The sequence below is a fragment of the Amaricoccus macauensis genome (genome assembly GCF_049800915.1).
GTDB lineage: Bacteria > Pseudomonadota > Alphaproteobacteria > Rhodobacterales > Rhodobacteraceae > Amaricoccus > Amaricoccus macauensis_A.
Genome location: NZ_JBNAFY010000001.1, coordinates 788,556 through 810,282 on the forward strand (window position 1 = coordinate 788,556; position 21,727 = coordinate 810,282).

Sequence of the window (21,727 nt, forward strand, 5' to 3'; positions counted from 1 at the left end):
CTGCCCGCGACGACCGCTACTGGCCCACCCAGATCTCGATCGTACCGCGGGAAGGCAGCGGATCGTAGAAACTGAAATCGCGCAGAACGGCCGGCGTACGATCCCAGCCGAGTGCCGAGACAGACCGGCGTGCAGCGTCGAGATCACTTTCGAAATAGTAGCGCACGTTGCTCACGGAGATTCCGAAGGGCACAGCGCGGGCTTCGATGTTGGAGAAGCCACTCACCCGGAGCGCGGCAATGGTCGCCTCGGCATCCTCCCGTCCGACCGCCGACATGTAGTGCACCACGACCCGCGGCTCCGCGGGCCCGGATGCGGCGGGTTCGGACTGTGATACGGGATCGGCCGTACGCGCTTCCTCAACCGTTGCCGCATCGGACAATTGACTGCCTGCCGCACCTTGCCATTCGACATCCGCCTCCGAGACCGGCGAGGGAGAAGGTTGAGGCGGGAGAACGGACGCAGCAACAGGATCTGCCTCGTCGGTCGTCAGACCCGGCTCGAACAGGCGCGGTGCGGCACCCGGAACGGTCGCCACACGTCGGGGCGGAGGATCGAGGACAGGCAATTCCGCAGTACCCATCCCCTGCAGGGCCGGAAGCGCCAGGGAGGATCGCGCAATTCCGATGGCCGATGCGTGCAGGGGATGAGTGGGGGGCTCCTCCGCCTCTGGAATGAGGGGAGCAGGGAGTTCGGCAACCACGCGCAAAGGCGCGGAGGTCGGTTGAAAGTCCGGTGGAACAGGCGCGCTTTCCGCCTGGAGTGAAGGCAGGTCGGCCGCTGAAGCGAAAATTTCGGGCGGTACGGCCGGCACGGGCCGGTCGAGAACAAAGAGACCGACCCCCAATACCACGGGCGGAGCAATGACCGCGCCGATCCAGCGCAATCCGCGGGGAGATTTCCTCTCTCGCGCTTCACGTGGCAAGGCCGCGGGCCCAACATCTAGCCTGTGAGAAACATGAGGTGCGGGCGCGAGGGCGGGACCGGACGGCTCCGGCGCCTCGACGAACGCTTCAGGAACCGGGCGGGTGGGCTGTTCCTCGGCGGGGTTCCCGGCAGGCTCTGGCGCGACAGTCTCGCGCGCGGCAATGCCGCCTTTCGCGAGCGGTTGGCCCAGAGCACGGCGCAATGCGGAAATGTCGCGGGATTCTCGCGCGCTCCTCTCGGAGGAGCCGCGAACGGACTCGTACCTGTCGCCGGACGCGCGATCGTTCTGCGTCTCGTCCGCACGGTCCATCGAATCCAGAGACATTCCGGTCACCCTCCCCATTTGTTTAATACGCTCAACTCATGCCAGATTAAATACCTGTAATACTCTGCAAACGACTGCACCGGGCACGAACAGGCAAATTTGACGCGGTTCGGCAGCCTGTATTCCCAAGAAGCGCACCTGAGTAGAAACGCCGGGCCCCGGTGCCAATGTGACACCGCACCTTCAACACATCTGTCGCGCACAGGTTCCAAATCGCTTGGACATGGTCCGGCCCATTCAGGTCGCACGACATGCTCGTTACATACACTCGATACTCCAGGACCCGGCGTTTCCCGTCCGGCCCGGAGCACGGGCTTGCATCGCCCTGCCCCGGGACAACCGGACGGACGAAGCCCCACCCCCAGTGCACTTCGCCCGTCCGCCTCCGCATCCGAGGGTCGCCCCCCGGAGCGGAACCAGAATTCTCTCTCATTTCATGCGATCTGCTTCTGCCCCACGTCTTTCGCCTCGCCATTCGGCTTGTCGCCTGCATAGGGGCTACCCCCGCGCGCCGCTTACGGATGCAGCGAAACGCGATTTTTCTCGGAAAAGCGAAGCCAGCACCGGACAACCCTCTGAAAGGTCAGCTGAATCCAGTCAGAATTTTGCTTTGAAATTCAACGCGAGCTCGACGCCCTGCGCCTCAGCCGTCGCGCAGAACCGGGGCCTGTGCATTGCCGACGCCGAAAACCGGGCCGGTGGGCAGTCCGGTGGGCGAGCCGCCGACGGGCTCGATCGTGATCTCGTAAAGCTGGTTTTCGGAGGGCCGGGGCAATGCCGGTCCGGGCACACGCACCTGGGCGGTGGTGTCGAGCACGCCGACCGAAACCGGCGGACCGTCCGGATCGGGCTTGGTCCAGAGCTGGAGTGTCTGCTGCGCCGAGGGGTTGGCATCGGCCAGTGGTGTCACCAAGACGGAATTATCGGCATAGGCTTCGAGCACGGCAACCGCGCTTCCGGTGTCGTTCACGAGAACCACCATCAGTTCCGGCGTTTCGGCCCGGAAGACCTGCCAGGCGAGCCCTGCGGCCAGAAGAACTGCAGCGGCCATGCTGGCGAGCGCGGGAAGCTTCCAGGCAGCGCGCGGTTGGGAGACCGGCTTTCGCAGGGGCACGACAGTCTCCGGTGTCGGGCGAACCGGCGCAGGCTCACCAAGCGGGATGGCCTCGGTCTCGTCGGCGTCCTGCGCGGCGATCCCGGCCTCGATTCGGGACCACAAGCCCTCGGACGGCGCGAGGGCGGGCGCGGAGAGATCGAGCGGCAGCAACCGGTCGCGGGCCCCACCCACCAGTCGGGCAAGCTCGCTGTCCTCCGGTGTCACGGGATAGGTGATGCGCGCGGCGACCTCTTCGGCCTCGGCAGGATCGAGCAGGCCGATCACGTATTCGTCCGCCAGTGTGTGCAGGTCGTTCATGACATGCACTCCCGAAGGGCTGCGAGCGCGCGGCGGATCCAGGCCTTCGCCGTTCCGAGTGGCACATGCATCCGGCCCGCGACCTCGCCGTGGGTCATTCCCAGCACGTAGGTCAGCAGGATCGCCTTGCGCGGCCTCTGGTCGAGCGCGTCGAGGCAGTGACGGAGCAGGCCCTCGCTGTCGAGGTCCGTGCCCGCCTCTTCAATCGTTTGCTCGCGCATCCGGTCGAGGTCCGAGGGGTCTACCGCGTCCTCGCGGCTCCGGTCGCGGAGCAGATTGAGCGCGCGATAGCGGATGATCGCGTAGATCCAGCCCCTGCCGGAGCCGAGCGCAGGGTCGAAGGTGGCGGCATTCTTCCAGATCCGGACGAAGCCGTCCTGCACCGCTTCCTCGGCTAGATCACGTCGATGGAGGATACGCATCGCGACACCGGTCAACTTCGGGCCCTCGTGATCGAACAGATCGCGGAGCGCGCCCTCGTCGCCGCGCGCGCAGGCCTGAAGCTTGCCCGCGTAGTCGAAGTCGCTCTGTAGGTCCATCTGTCGGAATCACCGCCCATATCCTGACTACCCGATAGAGAGCGATCCGGATGCAAATGTCCATCATTGCAAGCCACTTTCTCCGGAGACCGGTGGCGGAGTGTGGTCGCGCCCCCCCGAGGGGGCGTGTCAGGTCCGGTTGCGTGCAGCCAGCGCTGCGGCGCGCGTGGCCGAGAGGCTCATGCGCGGGGTGAGGGCTTCGGGCGAGACGGTGAGATCGAGCACGGCACCGGTTTTCGAGGCTTGGGCCCGGGCAAAGGCGGCTTCGAATGCCGCCGTAGTCTCGACCCGTTCGGCGTGAAAGCCGTAGGCCTTTCCGAGGGTAACGAAATCGGGGTTCGCGTTCATGTCGGTGCCAATGACCCGGGCTGGGTAGCGCCGCTCCTGGTGGGCGCGGATCGTGCCGTAGATTCCATTGTTCACGATGAGGACGATGGGCCGGGCGTCATGCTGTGCGGCGGTGGCAAGCTCGGCGCAGGTCATCTGGAAGTCGCCGTCGCCGGCGAAACAGACCACGGTTCGGGTCGGCTCGGCGAGCCTGGCAGCGATGGCCGCGGGAAGGCCGTAACCCATCGCGCCCGATTGCGGCGCGAGGAGTCGGGCCTCGGGGCCATAGCGGAAGAACTTGTTGGGCCAGACGGTGAAATTCCCCGCGCCGTTGGTGAGGATCGCATCTTCGGGCAGGATCGCGTCGAGATGCGCCGTGATCTTGCCCATGTCGACCGGACCGGGCAGGTCGTCGAGCACGAAACCGTCTTCCCAGGCCTGGCGCGCCGCAGCCCGCCAATCGGCACGTGGGCCGGCCGGGGGACCGGTGTCCGGGGTTTCGGCCAGCGCGATGGCGAAGGCGTTGGGGCCGGCGTGGATGCCAAGCTCGGGCTGGTAGACCTTGCCGAGCTCGAGGTCGGAGGCGTGCACATGGATCAGGCGCTGCTGCGGAACCGGAACATCGAGAAGGGTCCAGCCTTCGGTCGTGTTCTCGCCGAAGCGGGTGTTGATGGCGAGGATAACGTCGGCGCCGGTGATCAGGTCGCGCACCGCCCCGGTCATGCCGACGCCCGCCTCGCCGCAGAACACGGGGGAGAGATTGTCGAACTGGTCTTGGTAGCGGAAGACGGAGAGAACCGGGATATCGGAGCGTTCGGCGAAGGCCTGAAGCGCCGCACTGCCCGCGCGCGTCCAGTTGCAGCCACCATAGAGGATCAGCGGGCGGTCGGCCTCCGCGAGGATGGAACAGACCTCCGTCAGCGCCTCGGGAGCGGGGTGCGGTTCGAGGCAGGTGGCCGGGCCGGTCAGGGGCTGGGCTTTCGTGCGGCTCGAAAGCATGTCCTCGGGCAGCGCGATCACCACCGGGCCGGGGCGGCCGGTGAGCGCGGTCTTCCAGGCGCGCGCCAGGATCTCCGGGATGCGGTCGGCATCCTCGATTTCCACGGCCCATTTGGCGATGGTGCCGAAAACGGCGCGGTAGTCGAGTTCCTGGAAGGCCTCGCGCCCGCGCATGGCACGCCCGATCTGGCCGACGAGGAGGATCATCGGTGCGCTGTCCTGCATGGCAGTATGAACGCCGATCGAGGCATTCGTCGCACCGGGACCGCGTGTGACCATGCAGATGCCGGGCTGTCCGGTCAGCTTGCCCCAGGCAGCGGCCATGAAGCTCGCGCCGCCCTCATGACGGCAGTTCACGAAATCGAGCCTGCCGGCGGTGTCGTGGAGCCCGTCGAGCAGGGCGAGATAGCTTTCACCCGGCACACCGAAGGCCATGTTTGCGCCGAGCGCGGCGAGACATTCGGCGAGAAGCTGTCCGCCGTGGCGCGTCACCTCGGTCACGCGCGGGCCTCTTGCGGCAGGTAGCCCGAGAGATCCACCGGGGTCAGCAGATCTTGGCCGGCATAGAGTGCGGCGAGGTTGTCCACCACGAGTTGCGACATTGCGTCGCGCGTCTCCACCGTGCCGGACCCGTGATGGGGAAAGAGCGTGACGTTGGGCAGAGCCGTGAGCTGCGGGTCGACATCGGGCTCGGAGGCGAAGACATCGAGCGCGGCATGGCCCAGGGCACCGCTGCGAAGCGCCTCGATCAAGGCGGGTTCATCCACCACCGAGCCGCGCGCGACATTGACCAGAAGCCCCTCGGGGCCAAGCGCCTCCATGATCTCGCGCGAAATGAGGCTCCGCGTCCCCTCCCCGCCCGCGACGATCACGACGAGATTGTCGGCCTGTTCGGCCAGCCGTCTCAGGTCCGCCACAAAGGTCCAGGGCGCGTCTTTCTCGCGCCGGTTCCAGTAACGCACATCCATCCCCATGACATCCGCGCGCCGGGCAATGGCCTGGCCCACCGTGCCGAGCCCCACAATGCCCAGAACCTTGCCCTTGAGGGTGGTGCGCAGGGGAAACGGGCCTTTCGCGGCCCAGTCACCCGACCGGACATAGGCATCGCCCGGCACCAGCCCGCGGCGGGCGGCCATCATCAGCAGGATCGCGGTATCGGCCACCTCGTCGCAAAGCGCGGGCGAACTGTTGGTGAGACGAATGCCACGCTCGGCCATGGCCACGAGATCGAAACTCTCGAACCCAGCCGATGAACAGGCAACAAGTTCGAGCTGCGGCATTTGCGAGATCATGTCGCGGGTGAGCGGCGCATGCCCGTTGGCCGCGACTGCGCGGCATTTCGGCCCGTGTTCGGCCAGCAGGGCGGCCTTGTCCTCGGCGAGGTCGTAGCGATGCAGCGTGTAGGCCGCTTCCAGCTGTTCCATGGCCTTCGCGCGCATCGGGCTCAGCATCATCACATCGGGTTTCGTCATCGGGGTCCCTCCAACTTCGGCCACTCTTCCCGGTGGCGGGCCTGAACTGTGGGTCCTGTCTAAAGCGAAAGCACTTCAGACTGAAACAGTTCGGGGAAGATATTTCCACTCGTCGCGCGAAGCTGATCGCACGGAACCTCGGGGGTCAAATTAGACCCAGGGTTCTTTCGAAGTTATATAGGGTGGGAAAGTGGTGGAGGGGACTGGATTCGAACCAGTGTAGGGTTTCCCCGACGGATTTACAGTCCGTTGCATTTGACCGCTCTGCCACCCCTCCAAGGATGTGCTCCGAAGCTCCGTTCGTCGCGGTAGCGGGGGCATAGGGCAGCGCGCCGCGAGCGTCAACACGGAAAATGCCTTCACGTCTTGTCTCCCGCCCCGTCGCATGCCTATGTCGGCGAAATCACGGAAGAACGGCAGGGGCCAATGGCCAGGAAACCAGACTGGGCGATCGAAAAGGAACGGGCGCGGCGCGGAGCCGGCGGCGGAGAAAGCACGGTCTGGCTCTTCGGCCTGCACGCGGTGCGCGATGCCCTGCGCAACCCGGCGCGCAAGCGCAAGCGGCTGATCGTCACGCGCAATGCGGCGGACCGGCTCGCCGAGGATATCGCCGCCTCCGGCATGGAACCGGAGATCGGGGATGCACGGAAGTTCCCTGCCCCGCTCGATCCGCAATCGGTGCACCAGGGCGCGGCCCTCGAGGTCGAGCCGCTCGACTGGGGGTCGGTGTCCGAGCGATGCGCACCGCGCGGGGAAGCGCCCGTCGTGCTGCTTCTCGACCGGGTCAGCGATCCGCACAACGTGGGTGCGATCCTGCGGTCTGCGGAAGTTTTTGGCGCGCGAGCGGTCGTAGCGCCGGCGCGGCATTCCTCGCCCGAGACCGGCGCGCTGGCGAAATCCGCGTCAGGAGCACTGGAACGCCAGCCCTACCTGCGGGTGACCAACCTGGCGAGGGCCATGGAGGCGCTGCGCGAGATGGGCTACGCGATTGTCGGTCTCGACGGCGAAGGCGATGCGGAACTGGGAGAGGCGCTTGCGCCCTATGGCGACCAGCCGCTGGCGCTCGCCCTCGGCTCGGAGGGGCCGGGTCTGCGCCAGCTCACCCGCGATCTTTGTGACACGCTCGCGCGCATCCCGGCCTCGGGACAATTCGGGTCGCTCAACGTATCCAATGCAGCGGCGGTGTCGCTTTATGCCGCGCGCCGCAGTTGATGTGGAACCTTCCACGGTCAAGGGGCGTTCACATTGTATTCACTGCCCTACACGGAAAGAAACCAGACCCCATATTATCCGGTGAAGCAAGTTGCGTGGAACTGCCTTGCTTCATCTCACTGTCCCTCGTTCCAACCTGACGCCCGGACAACTTCGGGCGTCTTTTTTTTGGGCCCGAACCACGACGCGTAGAAGGACCGTACATGAGCCAGATCGAGACAGACATTCGCGAAATCCTGCAGACGACACGAACGATTGCTGTGGTGGGCATTTCCAACAAGCCGACACGGCCGTCAAACGAAGTGGCGCGCTATCTTCAGGCGGCCGGATACCGCATCCTGCCCGTGAATCCCGGTCTCGCGGGTCAGGACCTGCTGGGTGAAACGGTCTACGCGAGCCTGAGCGACATCCCCGAAGAGGCCGGACCGGTGGACATGGTCGATATCTTCCGGCGCTCGGACCAGGCCGGCGGCGTGGTGGATGAGGCGATTGCCGCACTTGGCGCGCGCGGTCTCAAATCGATCTGGATGCAGATCGGTGTGGTGGATGAGGCCGCCGCCGAGCAGGCGCGCGCAGCGGGCCTCATGGTCGTGATGGACCGCTGCCCGAAGATCGAACATGCGCGCTTGGCGCTGGAGCAAAGCCCGGCAGGCTGATGGGCCCACGGGGGGCATCAGCCCCACGAGCCTTCTACCCGCGCGTGATAACGAGCAGCGCGATGAAGATGGTCGGTACGAGAGCAAGGGCCGGAAGGATGATCGCCGGATAACCGAAGGCGATGATCGCGATGATCCAGGCCATGACCAGCGTGGCGATGAAGTAGTAGATGTTGTCCTTGTCGCCGTAGGCGACGTCCTTCAGCATCCAGCCGAGCACCGGTATCGCGTAGATCGCGCGTTCGTAGAAGGGCAGCCGCCGCGGTCTTGCCATCGAATTTTCCTCCTCGAACGATCAGGCAGTGGTGCCTTGAAGGGCCCTTCCCCCTGATCGTATTCCCGAAAGAGTGGCGCACTTCGGCTGACTGTCGCCCCACGCCCTCACCGCATGTGAAATACAACCCAACCGCAGCAAGTCAATGCTGCAGCGCACAAGAAAACGCCATCCGCAGCTCGCGGAACACGCCCCTACCTGCTAGCGTAATCCGGGCGGGGGGTGAGGCCGGCGGCTTTCTGCCGCTCGATTTCCTGGGCTGCGGCCGAAACGAGCTGAAGCCTCCGTGGCGAGGCGGGATGCGTGGAGAGCAGAACCGGGCCTCCGCCAGAGGCGAGCGCCGGCCGGCCAAAGACCTGCGAGCCACGCTCGGGGTTATAGCCTGCCCGCGCCGCGATGAACGCGCCGACCCAGTCGGCCTCGTATTCGTAGGACTGGCTGTAGGCGCGCGCCCCCACGAACGCCCCGACATCCATCGCATCGCGCACGGCCTTCTCCGTGGCGAGATCGCCGCCGAGCGCTGCCGCCAGCCCGCCCGCCACCATGGCGCCGAGGATCTGGCTCTGCTGCTGCTTGGTCAGGTGTTCGGCCACATGGTGCGCTGCCTCGTGAGACAGCACGAAGGCGATCTCGTCATCGGAGCGCATTTCGCGCAGAAGCGTGGAGGTCATCACGAGAACCGGACGGCCATCCTCCCCGATGGTCTGGAAGGCGTTGGGCGGCAGGTCGGGGTCGGTCTCGAAGATGATCCGGAAATCGCAATAGCTCGCGGGGGCAGATGGCGCTTCCTCGCGGCACACGGTTTCGGCCACCGGCTCGACCCGACGCTTGACCCGGTTAAAATCGGCCGGGCTGCGCGAGGCGCCCCCGCTTGCCACGGACGATGCCCCCGTCTGCGCCCCGGAGGGCGCAACGGGCACGTCATAGGTCGTGCTGCATGCCGCCAGCCCGACAAGACCAAGGATCAGACAGAAATGCCGCATAGGTCTCGAAACTCCATTCGTTTGCGCGGATGATGGATAAGCGCGCCGGGCGCGTCCAGTCACGGCCCCGCGACGATAGACGTGATCAGCGTGATCGCCCCGCCGATGAAGCCGAGACCGGCAATCGCGAGAAGGCCGTCGGTGGTGATGAGGGAGATCGCGAAGAGCGCCACCGCTGCCCCGAGGATCGAGCTCGACATCGGCACGAACTCCAGAAACGGCATCGCAAGGCCGCACATCACGCAGCACAGCTGGATCATCTGCGAGACCGGGGGAAAGAAAATCCGCTTGAGCCGCGGCCGGGTGAAGCGATCCACCACGCCAATCGGCTTGCGCAGCCATTCCATCGCGGTTCTGAACCGGTCCTGCGGGATCTTGCGCCTCAGAATCCAGTCCGGCAACCAGAGGCAGGATCGGCCAAACAGCATCTGTGCCGCGATGATCGCAATGGTGATGCCCGCGAGCGAGGAGAGGCCGGGAATGCCGCTGAGCGGCGTGACGACGATCAGCGCGGGCCAGAGCAGCACATGGCCGAAGGATTCGTTGCCCAGTTCCTCGACGATGGTGCGGACCCGCAACTCCGGGCCGTCCGCGACTTTCCGGATCTGATCCACCGTCCGGGTGATCGGGGTATCGCCGGGCATCGTGTTATCCGTCTCGCTCATAGTGCCTTCCAAGTGTCTCTCGCATGACAAAGCGCTGGCCCGGCGGGCGCTGGTGCTCGGCCAAGGGTTCAAATAGTGCGATCCTCCGGGTATTTAAGGCCAAACCCGCGGGGTGCCAGGCCCATAGCCGCATTACGCTATCCCGCGCGCGGACCCCAACAGCCGAAAGCACCTGCCACCATGCCCTTGTCCGATATCAGATCCCGTGTCGAAAGCGCCCTCGCGGCAGCCGGTCGGCCCGCGGATGCCGTGAAGCTCATCGCGATCTCGAAGGTCCAGCCTCTGGACCGGGTCGAGGCGGTCCTCGAGCAGGGGCACAGGGTCTTCGGCGAGAATCGCGTTCAGGAAGCCGAAAGCAAATGGCCGGCCTTCCGCGAACGCTACGGGGATGTGGAACTGCATCTCGTCGGGCCGCTGCAGACCAACAAGCTGAACAAGGCGCTGGATCTCTTCGATGCGATCCACAGCCTCGATCGCGACAGCCTCGCGAAGAAGCTCGCCAACGCGGTCCAGGCACGCGGCATCTGCCCGCAGCTTTTCATTCAGGTCAACACGGGCCGCGAGCCGCAGAAGGCCGGAATTGCCCCCGAGGCACTCGACGATTTCATGGAAACCTGCAGCACGTCATATGCCCTGCCCATAGAGGGGCTGATGGCCATTCCGCCCGCCGACGAACCCACCGAGCCGCACTTCCGACTGCTGGCAGAGCTCGCGGCCCGTCATGGCCTCAAGGGCTTGTCCATGGGGATGTCGGGCGATTTCGAGGCCGCTATCGCCTGCGGCGCGACCCATGTGCGGATCGGATCGGCGATTTTTGGTGAACGGATTCCGCCGTCTCGCTAGGGTGCCACACAAAGCTGTCATGAAACCGACTTATTGAGCGCAGAGAGTGCCGCTGAAACTGGGATTGGGCAGGCTCGCCTCCCGTGGCGATCGAGAAAGGCTTATGGAATGAGTGATATGTTGCAGAACAGCCAGGAGATGGATTGGCTCGAAGCGGAACTGGCAGATACGCTCGACGAAGATTACGAATTGGAAATTTCCGAGCCTGCGCTCTCCATGGAGATCCGCAAGATCTATCAGAAGGCGCATCCGCCGACGATCCCGCGGCAGGACTATTTTCGCGCCCTGCTTGCGCTGCAGGCCGAACTGATCAAGCTTCAGGACTGGGTGCAGTATCACAACGAGAAGATCGTGGTGATCTTCGAAGGTCGTGACAGCGCCGGAAAGGGTGGCGTGATCAAGCGGATCACCCAGCGTCTGAACCCGCGTGTGGCCCGCGTGGTCGCCCTGCCCGCCCCCAGCGAACGCGAGAAGAGCCAGTGGTATTTCCAGCGCTACGTGCCGCACCTGCCCGCGGGTGGCGAAATCGTGCTCTTCGACCGATCCTGGTACAACCGTTCGGGCGTCGAGCGGGTCATGGGCTTTGCCACCGAAGACCAGGTCCAGCAGTTCTTCCATGACGTGCCCGAATTCGAGCGCATGCTCGTGCGCTCCGGCATCCGGCTGATCAAATACTGGTTCTCGATCACGGACGAAGAACAGCAGATGCGGTTCCTCATGCGCATCCACGATCCCCTCAAGCAGTGGAAACTGTCTCCGATGGATCTCCAGTCCCGCGTGCGCTGGGAGCAGTATACCAAGGCCAAGGAAGACACCTTCGCCAAGACCAACATCCCCGAGGCGCCGTGGTATATCGTCGAGGGCAACGACAAGAAGCGTGCGCGTCTGAACTGCATCGACCATCTGCTGCACCAGATCCCCTACGAGCCTGTGCCGCACGAGGACATCTCGCTGCCCGAACGTGTCTTCAACCCGGAATACGAGCGCAAGGTTCTGCCGCCCGAGCTCTACGTGCCGCAGAAATACTGAGCTTTCCGCCTGCTTTTTCAGGCCCGGCACCGGTTGCCGGGCCCAGGGCCCCGCGCTCTCACCCGATTTTGTTCGGGAGATTGCGCCGGACCTGTGATACCCTTTCGGTCAAATTCGAACGATCAAGGGTGCCTCCGACGCGATCGTTGACCTGAGAAGGGGCCGTTTGCGGCGCGTTTGTGCAGGACGCTCAGACAACGCGGGAGGAAACAATGGCTTCGACAATTCCAAATCCGGGCTCCTGGAGCGTCGACCAGATCGGCGCGGCGGGCAAGCATATCGGGCAGATGACCCGGGAAATCGGCGGTGGTGACATTGATGCCGATGCCCTGCCACGGGTGCGCAAGCTCGAGATGGAGGATCTTCGCATCGCGCTGCGCAAGGGCATGGAGGATTTCACCGCCTGCCGGTCGGACGTGATGTTTCTTTGCCTGCTCTACCCGATCATCGGCATTTTTCTCGCCTGGGTCGGCATGCAGCGCGAGTTGTTGCCACTGCTCTTTCCGGTGATGTCGGGCTTTGCGCTTGTCGGCCCCGTGGCTGCGGTCGGGCTATACGAGATGAGCCGGAGACGCGAAATGGGCGAGCCGGTCGGCTACCTCGATGCGTTCCGCGTGGCGAGTTCCCCGGCCTTCAGCGCGATCCTGGCGCTTGGCATCATGCTCTTCGCGACCTTCACGGTCTGGATGATCCTGGCCGACATGATCTATCGCGCGACGCTCGGCCCCGAAGCGCCGGCGTCCATGGGCGCATTCCTGGTCGATCTCTTCACCACCGGGGCCGGATGGATGATGATCATCATCGGAATGGGTGTGGGCGCACTCTTTGCCTTCGCCGTGCTCGCAACCAGCGTGATCTCCTTTCCTCTCCTGCTCGACAGGCATTGCGGGATGCCGGCTGCGGTCGTGACATCCGTGAAACTGACCCGGCGCAATCCGGTGGTGATCCTGACCTGGGGTATCATAGTCGCGGGTTCGCTCGCGATCGGCTCGATTCCGGCCTTTCTCGGCCTGATCGTGGTCATGCCGGTTCTGGGACATGCGACCTGGCACCTCTATCGGCGGGCAATCGATTTCGAAACGGAGTGATCTCAAAAAAGAAGGGGACTGCCATTCGGGAGCCCCCTTGAGAGTTGGTTTCAAGCTATTGATCCGACTATAGGTGATTCGCGTGGATTTATGGTTACCGAAAGCCTAATCTCTGCAAATCTCGCCCCCGAGCCCGACGCCAGAAATTCACGTCATTTCAATTTGTTTCATTGCGATCCTTATCCTTCCTACCAGTCAGGGAGAATAAGGAATTGGGTCCCGGCGCCCCGCCGGGATCGACGGCGCCGCGCTCGCTCAGATCGATGAGGTGAGCAAGGACGTTCCGCGCCGCCGCACCATGAAGTGCGGGACTGACATCAGCATAGAGGCGGGCGACGATTTCAGGGATCGTCGTTGCCCCATCGTGGAGGGTGGACAGGATCTGCCGCTCCCGCTCCGCCCGATGCGCGAGAAGATGGGCCAGGAGAGGCTCCGGGTCGTCCACCGGCGCGCCATGACCGGGATAGAGCCGCGCAGGCGACAGCCCGAGAAGACGCGTGATGCTTTCTCGGAAGGCAGCAAGGTCGCCATCGGGGGGCGAGATGAGCGTCGTCGCCCAACCCATTGCGACATCTCCGGAAAAGACCGATAGGCCCCATTGGAAACACAGGTGATCCGACAGATGGCCCGGCGTATGAAGCGCCTGCAATTCCCAATCCGGACCGTTCACACGATCCCCCTCGCGCAAGAATGTGTCAGGTCGGAAGTTCGGGTCGATCCCCTCGCCGCCACCGATGGCACCGGTTTGCGCAAGTCGCGCCATGGTCGGGCTGCGTGCTACGGCCGGATTTCCATGTGCGAGGATCGGGGCCTCGACCCGGTCTGCAAAGGCCCGCGCCCCGGCGGAATGATCCCGGTGCGAATGGGTCACAAGGACAGCCTCCACGGTCTCGCCCCGCACGGCCTCGGCGAGCGCCTCGAGATGCGCCCCGTCCGCCGGTCCGGGATCGATCACGGCTACGCGCCCTTCGCCGACGATATGGGTTCTTGTGCCGGTATAGGTCATCGGACCGGCGTTGGGCGCCGTCACCACGCGCAGACCGGGTGCGAGGGTTTCCACAGCCCCGATCCGGGGTGCGTGATCACGTTTGAAAGGATCCTCGCTCATTCGCCTCATCCCGCTTGATTGCCTGTCGCGGCACCCCTAATCCTTAGTCGCATCATGCCCTGGCTGCGATTGAAATCCATGCTGCCCCGCAGCCTGCTTGGCCGCTCGCTGGTCATCCTGCTCGTGCCCATCGTCCTGTTGCAGCTCGTGGTCGGCACGATCTTCTTCCAGAGGCACTACCAGCGCGTCACGCAGCAGATGACGGAGAATTTTTCCTCCGGATTCCAGTATGTTGTCAGGCTCTCGGAAAGGATGGACGACCCGGCCGAGATCGAGGAGTGGCTGGCGGAGATCGACGCCCCGCTGGGGCTGAACCTCAGTTTCGAAGAGGGTGCGACGATCGAGCCGGGGCGGCTGAGGGAATTCTTCGATCTTTCCGGCTGGACGATCGCGGACACCCTGGAGAACAACATCTACCGGCCGCTCTGGGTCGATCTCGCCAGCGACAGCCGTGCCGCGACAATCCTGGTGCAGACGTCGGACGGGGTCATCAGGGCCGTGGTGCCGCGCTCTCGGCTTTCGGTCTCCAATCCGCACCAGTTGCTCGTGCTGATGGTCATGGCAGCGATCCTGCTCGCGACCATCGCGGTGATCTTCATGCGCAACCAGGTCAGGCCGATCCGGCGGCTGGCCGAAGCCTCGGAGGCGTTCGGGAAGGGTCATTCGCTCACCTTCCGGCCCTCGGGCGCGGAGGAGGTTCGCCGGGCTGGCATGGCCTTTCTCTCCATGCGCAGCCGGATCGAGCGTCAGATCGACCAGCGGATGCAGATGCTTTCCGGGGTATCGCACGATCTGCGCACACCCCTTACCCGCATGAAACTTACGCTTGCGCTTCTGGAAGAGGATGAGGAGACCGAGGCCCTTCGCGAGGACGTGGACCAGATGGAGCGCATGCTCTCGGAGTTTCTCGATTTCGCCCGCGGGGACACCACGGAGGCGACCGAAACCGTCGACATCGTCGTGCTGGGGCGCAGCATCGCGGATCAGGCCGAGCGCTCGGGCCACGCGCCGAAATACCTCGTCCAGAAGGTCTCGGATGGAGATGACCTGGTCCACCTGCGCCCCGTCGCGGTGTCGCGCGCGATCCTCAATCTCACGGCCAATGCCACCCGCTACGGCACGCGCAGCACCCTCACGCTCAGGCTCACGCAGCGCGCCATCTCCTTCATCGTGGAGGATGACGGACCGGGAATACCGGCCGAGAGCCGTGGCGACGCGCTGCAGCCGTTCTCGCGGCTGGACCGGTCGCGAAACCAGGATGAGGGCGGGAATGTCGGGCTCGGTCTTTCCATCGCGATGGACGTGGCCCGCAGCCACGGGGGCAGCCTGATCCTCGGTGAGAGCGCTGAACTGGGCGGATTGCGGGCGGAGTTCAGGATACCTCGCTGAGGCCCAACCTGCACGCGAAACAGATACACGGAACCCGGATTGGTGCTACAACATGAGGAGCATCGCCTGGAGAAGCGGTGCAGGGACATGACCGAGGCCGGAACGCCAGAATTCAGGGGGGTAAGATGCACGAAGATTTGGGTTTCGAAGAAATCGTCTGGTTCGGGGACAGCCTGACGGACGAGCGCAACATTCACGACCTGACGGAGCGCACGACAATCGTGACCCTGCCTGCGGAATCCGCGGGCTATACCGAAGCCTTCACCAATGGCGACGTTCATGCGGTCACCACCAGCAGCCTGCTCGGGGTCGAAAGGGCCAATTACGCAGTGGCTTACGGCCACGCGCTCGGCAGCTACAGCGTTGAGGACTACGCGGAAGACCGGTTCGGCGGCCAGATCGACGGTGTCGACGTCTTCCTGCCGGGCGCGACGCAGGAGGATCTCGACTACGACCTCTATCTCGGTGGTCAGGTCGAACGCTATCTCGATGACACCGGCAGCGAGGGCGCGAGCGACGACACGGCAGCGGCGTTTCTCATCGGGCTGAACGACTACTCCGAATTCGAAGCCACCAATGATTTCACCGCGCCCTTCGAGGCGGCGGCCCTCGTCACGGGCGTTGTCGGAGCAACGGTGCAGGCGGCTCAGGCAGTGATCGAGACCGGTGTGGAGACGATCCTGTTCTACACCATGCCGAGCTTCCGCTTCTTTCCGCTCTCGGCCGGGCAATCGGAAGACCTGCTGGCGCTTGGGGACCAACTCATCGCGCGCCACAACACCGCGCTTTCGCAGGGCGCGGCCTATCTGGAATCGACCACGGACGCCGACGTCACCTTCATCGACTTCAACCGGCTGGCGCGCGAGATCATGGACGATCCCGAGACGTTCGGCCTCAGGGGCGAACTTTTCTCCCAGCCGATTATCCTGGGCACCGGGGGCAACGGCACGCTCATCGAGCTCGACGATGGCAGCTATGACGTGGCCTTCCCGCAGAACCCGGCCGTGGACGGGATCGACCCCGATCAGCTTCCCTTTATCGACTTCATCCACCCGACGGCCCCGGTGCATGACGCGCTCGGTGTCTTCACGGCCCTGAGCCTCACGAGCAAGATCCGGCTCGAGGGCAGTGGCGGGGACGAGATCAACGGAACGGGCTGTCCCGATCTGGTGCTTTCAGGGACCGGCAAGGACCGCATCAAGACGAAGGCCGGTGACGATGTCGTTCTTGCCGGGCGCAACGACGACGAGGTCTTGGCGGGCGATGGCGACGATATCGTCTCGGGCGGATCGGGCGATGACGTGCTCCGCGGCGAGAAAGGCAAGGACGTGCTTGCCGATGGCGCGGGCGATGACGATGTCTCGGGCGGGCGGGGCAAGGATCTGCTGATCGACGGCAACGGCTTCGACATGCTCTGCGGCGGCAAAGGCCAGGACGCGTTTCTCTTTGTCGATATCGCCTATCGCGTCGGCGACACCGAGAACGCCGGAGGCGTGATGAAGGGCGGGCGCGGACAAGACACGGTCTATCTCGTGCTCCAGGACGAAACCCGTGCGTTGGTCGAAGCCGAGATCGTCGATGGAAAGAATACCCAGAGCCTCGACAGCATCGGCCTCACGACCAAGGGGATCGAAGCCTACGAATTTCTCGATGAGGTGGAGGACCTGGCCGCGCTTCTGCCCGACTTGCGGGTGCCGGAAGCGGAGCTCTGGGGATTGGTCTGAGATTGCCGCGCCCGGCCGAACCGGGCGCGGCTCGAACTCTCGGGATCAGACCGCCGCCGCCTGCGGAGCGGTCTTCAACCGGCGCACCATCAGCTTGTTGAGCGCATTCACGTAAGCCCGCACCGAGGCGACAATCGTGTCGGTGTCCGAGGACTGGCCGGTGACGATCTTGCCCGCCTCCTCCATGCGCACGGTGACGGTGGCCTGGGCATCGGTGCCCTCGGTGACCGCATGGACCTGGTAGAGTTGCAGCCGCGCTTCATGCTCGACGAGAGCCTTCACGGCATTGAAGGCCGCATCCACCGGACCGTCCCCGGTGGCATGTGCGGAGTGATCCTCGCCGTCGATGGACAACACCAGATCGGCGGTTTGCGGGCTCTGGGTGCCGGAAACGACCTGAAGCGATTTCACCTGGATCCGGTCATGGGCCGAATGGGTGCCGGTGTCCTGCATCAGCGCGATCAGGTCGTCGTCATAGACTTCCTTCTTGCGGTCGGCGAGTTCCTTGAAGCGCACGAAGACGTCGTTGAGCTGGTTGTCGCCCAACTGGTAGCCGAGGTTCTCGAGCTTCGAGCGCAGTGCCGCTCGGCCCGAATGCTTGCCCATGACGAGGTTTGTCTCGGTCAGGCCGACATCCTCGGGGCGCATGATCTCGAAGGTCTCAACGTTCTTGAGCATTCCGTCCTGGTGGATGCCGCTTTCATGCGCGAAGGCGTTCTTGCCGACGATCGCCTTGTTGAACTGCACCGGGAAGCCCGAAACGGTCGAGACGAGCCGGCTCGCCTGCATGATCTTCGTCGTGTCGATCCGGGTGTTGTATGGCATGATGTCGTTGCGCACGCGCATCGCCATCACGACCTCTTCGAGGGCGGTATTGCCCGCACGCTCGCCCAACCCGTTGATCGTGCATTCGATCTGACGGGCCCCGGCCTCCACGGCCGCCAGCGCGTTGGCCGTCGCCATGCCGAGATCGTTGTGACAGTGGGTCGCGAAGGTGATCTTATCCGCCCCCGGCACCCGCTCGACCAGCATCCGGATGAGATCGGCGCTCTCGCGCGGAGCGGTATAGCCCACGGTGTCGGGAATGTTGATCGTGGTCGCGCCCGCCTTGATCGCGATCTCGACCACGCGGCAGAGATAATCGTGCTCGGTGCGGGTCGCATCCATGGGCGACCACTGCACGTTGTCGCAAAGGTTGCGGGCGTGGGTCACCGTCTCGTGGATGCGCTCGGCCATCTGGTCCATGTCGAGGTTCGGAATGGCGCGATGGAGCGGCGAGGTGCCGATGAAGGTATGGATCCGAGGCTTCTTCGCGTGTTTCACCGCCTCCCAGCAGCGGTCGATATCCTTGAAGTTGGCGCGCGCCAGCCCGCAGATGACCGCGTCCTTCGCCAGTTTCGCGATCTCGCTCACCGCCTCGAAATCACCCTCGGAGGCAATGGGAAAGCCTGCCTCGATGATGTCCACGCCCATCTCGTCGAGCAGGGTGGCGATCTGAAGCTTCTCGCCGAGCGTCATGGTCGCGCCGGGGCTCTGTTCGCCATCGCGCAGCGTGGTGTCGAAAATCACCACACGGTTCTTGTCGTCTGCAATCTGTGTCATGGGGGTCGCCTGCTGTGTATCGAGTGGTTTATGCGGCGCGTCTCTCTCTCCTCTGAGCGCGCGCGCCGAACCCCGGCACGCTCAGAGGCGGCTAAGGAGAAGGCATAGGCCAAGAGCGCGCGACCCGAACGGTGCGGCGATGGCATTCTTCAGGATGATGTCCTGTCCACTCATGGGCGCGGAGTATACGCAAGGCGTTTCAAAGATAAAGTGGAAAGGCGCCATGTTCTCGTCTTTCTGGCGACCGCCCGATTTTGGGGAAACGGCGGGAGGGTGCAACAACGGCCGTTCGATATGGGGCGGCGGCGGACCTGGGGTTGGCGTTCAAGGCCCGGAATCCGGGTGCGTAGCACCGCCGGGCCAGCGCCCGTCCGTCCATACGGTCGGCTTTGGAGTGACATGCTGCAAACGGCGGGCTCCCCGCACGGCCGGACGCCCGGATGCGCAACGCGCTCCGGGTTTTCCTATCCTGGCCTGTGGTCCAACGGCGGGTCGGGGCGCGAAAGCCGTTGCGCATTCCGCTCGTATGGCCGTGCGTATGTATAAAGCGCCATATCGGAACCATACGGATTCCATACGCAAACCATACGGGTTCCAGATGGAGAAACTCCGGACAAGCCACTAGCTTAGATAGATATTTATCGATCTTGCCCAGATTGGCCTTGGAATCCGGAGCCTTCCGTTAATCTTCCGTCAAGAACTGCCGCGCTCGGCGTTCTCCTGTCGAGCACCGCCACAAACCGCGCAGCCCGGACTGCGCCTGAGCCGGACCCGGCGCACCTCGGAATAGAGCGCGTCATACATCAGCAGCGTGCCGCGCAGGCTCTCGCCCGCTTTCGCGATATGCTTGATGGCTTCGAGCGCCATGATCGAGCCGACGACACCGGGCAGCGCGCCGATCACACCCGCCACGGAACAGGGCGCCTCGGTTCCCGGTTCGGGTGGTTCGGGGAAGATGCAGGCATAGCACGGCGCGCCCTCCGCCGGATCGAAAAGGCTGATCTGCCCTTCCCACCGGCTGATCGCTCCGGACAGGAGCGGCACACCGGCCGCGACGCAGGCGGCATTGACGAGGTAGCGGGTGGCGAAATTGTCGCAGCCATCAAGCACCAGATCATATCCCGCGACGATCCCGGCGGCATTCTCTTCCGCAAGGCGGGTCTGGTGCGCGATGACCTCGACATGGGGGTTGAGCCGCGCGATGGCGGCGGCGGCACTTTCGACCTTGGACTCCCCCACGCCGGGCGTCGCGTGGAGGATCTGCCGCTGGAGGTTCGAAAGACTGACCGTATCGTCATCGACAATGCCGAGCGTGCCCACGCCGGCCGCAGCAAGGTAGAGCAGAACCGGGCTGCCGAGCCCGCCTGCCCCGATGACCAGCACCCGCGCACGCTTGAGCCGTTGCTGCCCCGGCCCGCCGACCTCATGGAGCACGATATGGCGCGCGTAGCGCTCCAGTTCCTCCGGCGCGAAATTCACGTCAGCTCCTTCTCCATCCAGACCCATGCACCTCCCGACCCGATGGACTGTTCGCGGACAGCCCGCAACCCCGCGTGGCGCAGGAAATCGAGATTCTGCCAGGACCCGGCCCGCAGCATGATCCGCGTTGCACCAAGCTCTGCCGCGATTTCCTCCGCGCCACGGACGAGGCTCGCACCAATTCCCTGCCCGCGATGGGCTTCGGCGACCCTCAGGACCACGATCTCGCAGGTATTTCCAAGCACCGTGAGGCGCAGATGCCCCGCGATCTCGCCGCTCTCCGCGCGCCAGGCAAGCGAGCGGCTGCGCGGCACACTTCCCAGTGCCCGGCCTGCATCTCCTGCCAGCGCAGTTTCCGTCTCATCCACCAGCATCGCATCATCCGAGATCTGAACAAGCCCCAGCAACGGCTTGTTCGTGTGCGATTTCTCGGCCTCTTCGGCGGGATCCGTCCCTGCCCGCTGCCTCAGGCGTCGGATCAGCAGGGCGTAGGCCGCAACCGGGAGAAGTCCCAACGCGACCCATCCCAGGTTTTGCCCTGACTCCGCCACATCCACCCGCAGCGGATGGCCCGCCGGGAGCAACTGGGTCGCCAGAGCCGCGGCCACGCCGGCCCCGAGCACGTAGCGCCAGCTCCCGCGCGGACTGCGCAGAACGCGGGTCATCAGAAGAGCGAAGAGCGTGAAGGCGACGATGAGCGTCACGGGTCAGATCGGTTCGAACAGCGACGTGGAAAGGTATCGCTCGGCGTAGCTCGGCAGGATTGCGAGAATGCGTTTCGCACCCATCCCCGGTTCCGAGGCGATCTCCAGCGCCGCCGCCACGGCTGCCCCGCAGGAAATACCCCCGGAAATGCCCTCGATCTCCGCTAGCTTTCTTGCGGTCTCGATGGCCGTCCGGTTGCCGATCGTCAGCACCCGGTCGATGGCACCGCGGTTCAGCACGCTCGGCACGAACCCGGCGCCAATCCCCTGTATGCAATGGGGACCCGCTTCACCGCCCGACAGGACCGGGCTGTCTTCCGGCTCGACCGCGATGATCTCGACATTCGGGCATTCGGCGCGAATGACCTGCGCCACACCGGTAAGCGTTCCGCCCGTCCCCACACCACAGACGAAGACATCGAGCGCGCCGCCGGTATCGGCCAGGATCTCTCGCGCGGTCGTGGCGGCGTGGATGGCGGGATTGGCCGGATTGTCGAACTGTTGCGGCATGACGGCTCCCGGTATTTCCTCGAGCAGTTCGTTAGCGCGCGCGATCGCGCCAGCCATGCCCTTGTCTGCCGGGGTAAGCTCGATCCGCGCACCGAACAGTAGTAGCATCTTCCGCCGCTCGGCCGACATGTTCTCAGGCATTGTCAACACGAGCTTGTAACCACGGGCGGCGCAGACGAAGGCAAGGCCGATGCCGGTATTGCCCGATGTGGGCTCCACCACCGTCCCGCCCGGCCGGAGGCTGCCATCGGCTTCAAGCGCGTCGATCATCGCAACCCCGATCCGGTCTTTCACGGAACTGGTCGGATTGAAGAATTCAAGTTTGGCCAGAATATCGGCTTCCAACCCGGCGGCTCGCGTCATCCTGCTCAGTCTGACGATCGGCGTGCCCCCGATTGTTTCCGTAATGTCATCGAATATCCGGCCCCGCGGCGCTCTCGGCATCGGATTCCCCACCT

19 protein-coding genes, 1 tRNA gene and 1 pseudogene are annotated in these 21,727 nt (G+C 64.5%); 7 read left to right on the forward strand and 14 right to left on the reverse strand.

What is annotated here, in order from left to right; all coding sequences use genetic code 11:
- Positions 1-16: 16 nt before the first annotated feature.
- The 6 genes from ACP15W_RS03545 to ACP15W_RS03570 all read right to left on the reverse strand — a co-directional run bounded on the left by ACP15W_RS03545 (position 17) and on the right by ACP15W_RS03570 (position 6,280).
- On the reverse strand, positions 17-1,252 hold the full coding sequence (locus tag ACP15W_RS03545; RefSeq protein ID WP_424931443.1) for a hypothetical protein: 1,236 nt from the start codon (positions 1,250-1,252) through the stop codon (positions 17-19).
- 643 nt (positions 1,253-1,895) lie between these two features.
- Positions 1,896-2,666 carry an anti-sigma factor gene (locus ACP15W_RS03550; RefSeq protein ID WP_424931444.1) on the reverse strand — a complete coding sequence of 257 codons (771 nt, stop codon included), beginning with the start codon at positions 2,664-2,666 and terminating at the stop codon, positions 1,896-1,898.
- Positions 2,663-3,205 carry a sigma-70 family RNA polymerase sigma factor gene (locus ACP15W_RS03555; RefSeq protein WP_424931445.1) on the reverse strand — a complete coding sequence of 181 codons (543 nt, stop codon included), beginning with the start codon at positions 3,203-3,205 and terminating at the stop codon, positions 2,663-2,665. The genes ACP15W_RS03550 and ACP15W_RS03555 overlap by 4 nt, the downstream gene beginning before the upstream one ends.
- 129 nt (positions 3,206-3,334) lie before the next feature.
- Positions 3,335-5,023 (reverse strand): thiamine pyrophosphate-dependent enzyme, encoded by a 1,689-nt coding sequence (locus tag ACP15W_RS03560; RefSeq protein ID WP_424931610.1) that lies wholly within the window; start codon positions 5,021-5,023, stop codon positions 3,335-3,337.
- 5 nt (positions 5,024-5,028) lie between these two features.
- Complete coding sequence (locus tag ACP15W_RS03565) at positions 5,029-6,003, reverse strand: 2-hydroxyacid dehydrogenase (RefSeq protein ID WP_424931446.1); 975 nt, start codon at positions 6,001-6,003, stop codon at positions 5,029-5,031.
- A 191-nt stretch (positions 6,004-6,194) separates the two neighbouring features.
- Positions 6,195-6,280, reverse strand: a tRNA-Tyr gene (locus tag ACP15W_RS03570).
- A gap of 149 nt (positions 6,281-6,429) precedes the next feature.
- Here ACP15W_RS03570 and rlmB point away from each other — a divergent pair.
- A complete protein-coding gene (gene rlmB, locus ACP15W_RS03575; RefSeq protein WP_424931447.1) occupies positions 6,430-7,215 on the forward strand; it encodes a 23S rRNA (guanosine(2251)-2'-O)-methyltransferase RlmB in 786 nt (261 codons plus the stop codon).
- A gap of 203 nt (positions 7,216-7,418) precedes the next feature.
- Positions 7,419-7,871, forward strand: coding sequence for a CoA-binding protein (locus ACP15W_RS03580; RefSeq protein WP_424931448.1), 453 nt, complete (start codon positions 7,419-7,421; stop codon positions 7,869-7,871).
- A gap of 34 nt (positions 7,872-7,905) precedes the next feature.
- Here ACP15W_RS03580 and ACP15W_RS03585 read toward each other — a convergent pair whose 3' ends face one another.
- From ACP15W_RS03585 to ACP15W_RS03595, 3 genes are all read right to left on the reverse strand, one after another.
- A complete protein-coding gene (locus ACP15W_RS03585; protein WP_424931449.1) occupies positions 7,906-8,145 on the reverse strand; it encodes a hypothetical protein in 240 nt (79 codons plus the stop codon).
- Positions 8,146-8,339: 194 nt separating this feature from the next.
- Positions 8,340-9,128, reverse strand: a complete 789-nt coding sequence (locus ACP15W_RS03590) for a M48 family metalloprotease (RefSeq protein WP_424931450.1) — start codon at positions 9,126-9,128, stop codon at positions 8,340-8,342.
- Between the two features lie 59 nt (positions 9,129-9,187).
- Positions 9,188-9,793, reverse strand: coding sequence for an exopolysaccharide biosynthesis protein (locus ACP15W_RS03595; protein WP_424931451.1), 606 nt, complete (start codon positions 9,791-9,793; stop codon positions 9,188-9,190).
- 180 nt (positions 9,794-9,973) lie between these two features.
- Here ACP15W_RS03595 and ACP15W_RS03600 point away from each other — a divergent pair, with 180 nt between their 5' ends.
- The 3 genes from ACP15W_RS03600 (at position 9,974) to ACP15W_RS03610 (ending at position 12,753) form a co-directional block, all read left to right on the forward strand.
- Entirely contained in the window at positions 9,974-10,636 is a 663-nt protein-coding gene (locus ACP15W_RS03600; protein ID WP_424931452.1) for a YggS family pyridoxal phosphate-dependent enzyme, read from the forward strand.
- Positions 10,637-10,753: 117 nt separating this feature from the next.
- Positions 10,754-11,665 (forward strand): polyphosphate kinase 2, encoded by a 912-nt coding sequence (gene ppk2 / locus ACP15W_RS03605; RefSeq protein ID WP_424931611.1) that lies wholly within the window; start codon positions 10,754-10,756, stop codon positions 11,663-11,665.
- A gap of 212 nt (positions 11,666-11,877) precedes the next feature.
- Positions 11,878-12,753: a DUF2189 domain-containing protein gene (locus tag ACP15W_RS03610; RefSeq protein WP_424931453.1), complete on the forward strand. Its 876-nt coding sequence runs from the start codon at positions 11,878-11,880 to the stop codon at positions 12,751-12,753.
- Between the two features lie 157 nt (positions 12,754-12,910).
- Here ACP15W_RS03610 and ACP15W_RS03615 read toward each other — a convergent pair whose 3' ends face one another.
- Positions 12,911-13,861 carry an MBL fold metallo-hydrolase gene (locus ACP15W_RS03615; RefSeq protein ID WP_424931454.1) on the reverse strand — a complete coding sequence of 317 codons (951 nt, stop codon included), beginning with the start codon at positions 13,859-13,861 and terminating at the stop codon, positions 12,911-12,913.
- Between the two features lie 78 nt (positions 13,862-13,939).
- Between ACP15W_RS03615 and ACP15W_RS03620 the strand changes: the two genes are divergently transcribed.
- Positions 13,940-15,250 (forward strand): ATP-binding protein, encoded by a 1,311-nt coding sequence (locus tag ACP15W_RS03620; protein ID WP_424931455.1) that lies wholly within the window; start codon positions 13,940-13,942, stop codon positions 15,248-15,250.
- Between the two features lie 125 nt (positions 15,251-15,375).
- Positions 15,376-16,974 carry an SGNH/GDSL hydrolase family protein gene (locus ACP15W_RS03625; RefSeq protein ID WP_424931456.1) on the forward strand — a complete coding sequence of 533 codons (1,599 nt, stop codon included), beginning with the start codon at positions 15,376-15,378 and terminating at the stop codon, positions 16,972-16,974.
- A 45-nt stretch (positions 16,975-17,019) separates the two neighbouring features.
- On the opposite strand, the gene ACP15W_RS03630 is transcribed toward ACP15W_RS03625, so the two are convergent.
- From ACP15W_RS03630 to cysK, 4 genes and pseudogenes are all read right to left on the reverse strand, one after another.
- Positions 17,020-18,576, reverse strand: coding sequence for a 2-isopropylmalate synthase (locus ACP15W_RS03630; protein WP_424931457.1), 1,557 nt, complete (start codon positions 18,574-18,576; stop codon positions 17,020-17,022).
- Between the two features lie 693 nt (positions 18,577-19,269).
- Positions 19,270-20,049 (reverse strand): annotated as a pseudogene (locus tag ACP15W_RS03635) (HesA/MoeB/ThiF family protein); the annotation flags it as partial.
- 2 nt (positions 20,050-20,051) lie between these two features.
- On the reverse strand, positions 20,052-20,759 hold the full coding sequence (locus ACP15W_RS03640; RefSeq protein ID WP_424931458.1) for a GNAT family N-acetyltransferase: 708 nt from the start codon (positions 20,757-20,759) through the stop codon (positions 20,052-20,054).
- Between the two features lie 3 nt (positions 20,760-20,762).
- Complete coding sequence (cysK, locus tag ACP15W_RS03645) at positions 20,763-21,713, reverse strand: cysteine synthase A (RefSeq protein ID WP_424931459.1); 951 nt, start codon at positions 21,711-21,713, stop codon at positions 20,763-20,765.
- Positions 21,714-21,727 lie beyond the last annotated feature (14 nt).

Bases quoted from the DNA above. Each gene is read 5' to 3' on its own strand.
- ACP15W_RS03555 (WP_424931445.1), bottom strand. From the start codon at position 3,205: ATGGACCTACAGAGCGACTTCGACTACGCGGGCAAGCTTCAGGCCTGC.
- ACP15W_RS03630 (WP_424931457.1), bottom strand. From the start codon at position 18,576: ATGACACAGATTGCAGACGACAAGAACCGTGTGGTGATTTTCGACACC.
- ACP15W_RS03620 (WP_424931455.1), top strand. From the start codon at position 13,940: ATGCTGCCCCGCAGCCTGCTTGGCCGCTCGCTGGTCATCCTGCTCGTG.
- ACP15W_RS03545 (WP_424931443.1), bottom strand. From the start codon at position 1,252: ATGTCTCTGGATTCGATGGACCGTGCGGACGAGACGCAGAACGATCGC.
- ACP15W_RS03600 (WP_424931452.1), top strand. From the start codon at position 9,974: ATGCCCTTGTCCGATATCAGATCCCGTGTCGAAAGCGCCCTCGCGGCA.
- ACP15W_RS03585 (WP_424931449.1), bottom strand. From the start codon at position 8,145: ATGGCAAGACCGCGGCGGCTGCCCTTCTACGAACGCGCGATCTACGCG.
- ACP15W_RS03615 (WP_424931454.1), bottom strand. From the start codon at position 13,861: ATGAGCGAGGATCCTTTCAAACGTGATCACGCACCCCGGATCGGGGCT.
- ACP15W_RS03625 (WP_424931456.1), top strand. From the start codon at position 15,376: ATGCACGAAGATTTGGGTTTCGAAGAAATCGTCTGGTTCGGGGACAGC.
- ACP15W_RS03580 (WP_424931448.1), top strand. From the start codon at position 7,419: ATGAGCCAGATCGAGACAGACATTCGCGAAATCCTGCAGACGACACGA.
- ACP15W_RS03565 (WP_424931446.1), bottom strand. From the start codon at position 6,003: ATGACGAAACCCGATGTGATGATGCTGAGCCCGATGCGCGCGAAGGCC.
- ACP15W_RS03610 (WP_424931453.1), top strand. From the start codon at position 11,878: ATGGCTTCGACAATTCCAAATCCGGGCTCCTGGAGCGTCGACCAGATC.
- ACP15W_RS03550 (WP_424931444.1), bottom strand. From the start codon at position 2,666: ATGAACGACCTGCACACACTGGCGGACGAATACGTGATCGGCCTGCTC.
- cysK (WP_424931459.1), bottom strand. From the start codon at position 21,713: ATGCCGAGAGCGCCGCGGGGCCGGATATTCGATGACATTACGGAAACA.
- rlmB (WP_424931447.1), top strand. From the start codon at position 6,430: ATGGCCAGGAAACCAGACTGGGCGATCGAAAAGGAACGGGCGCGGCGC.
- ACP15W_RS03590 (WP_424931450.1), bottom strand. From the start codon at position 9,128: ATGCGGCATTTCTGTCTGATCCTTGGTCTTGTCGGGCTGGCGGCATGC.
- ACP15W_RS03595 (WP_424931451.1), bottom strand. From the start codon at position 9,793: ATGAGCGAGACGGATAACACGATGCCCGGCGATACCCCGATCACCCGG.
- ppk2 (WP_424931611.1), top strand. From the start codon at position 10,754: ATGTTGCAGAACAGCCAGGAGATGGATTGGCTCGAAGCGGAACTGGCA.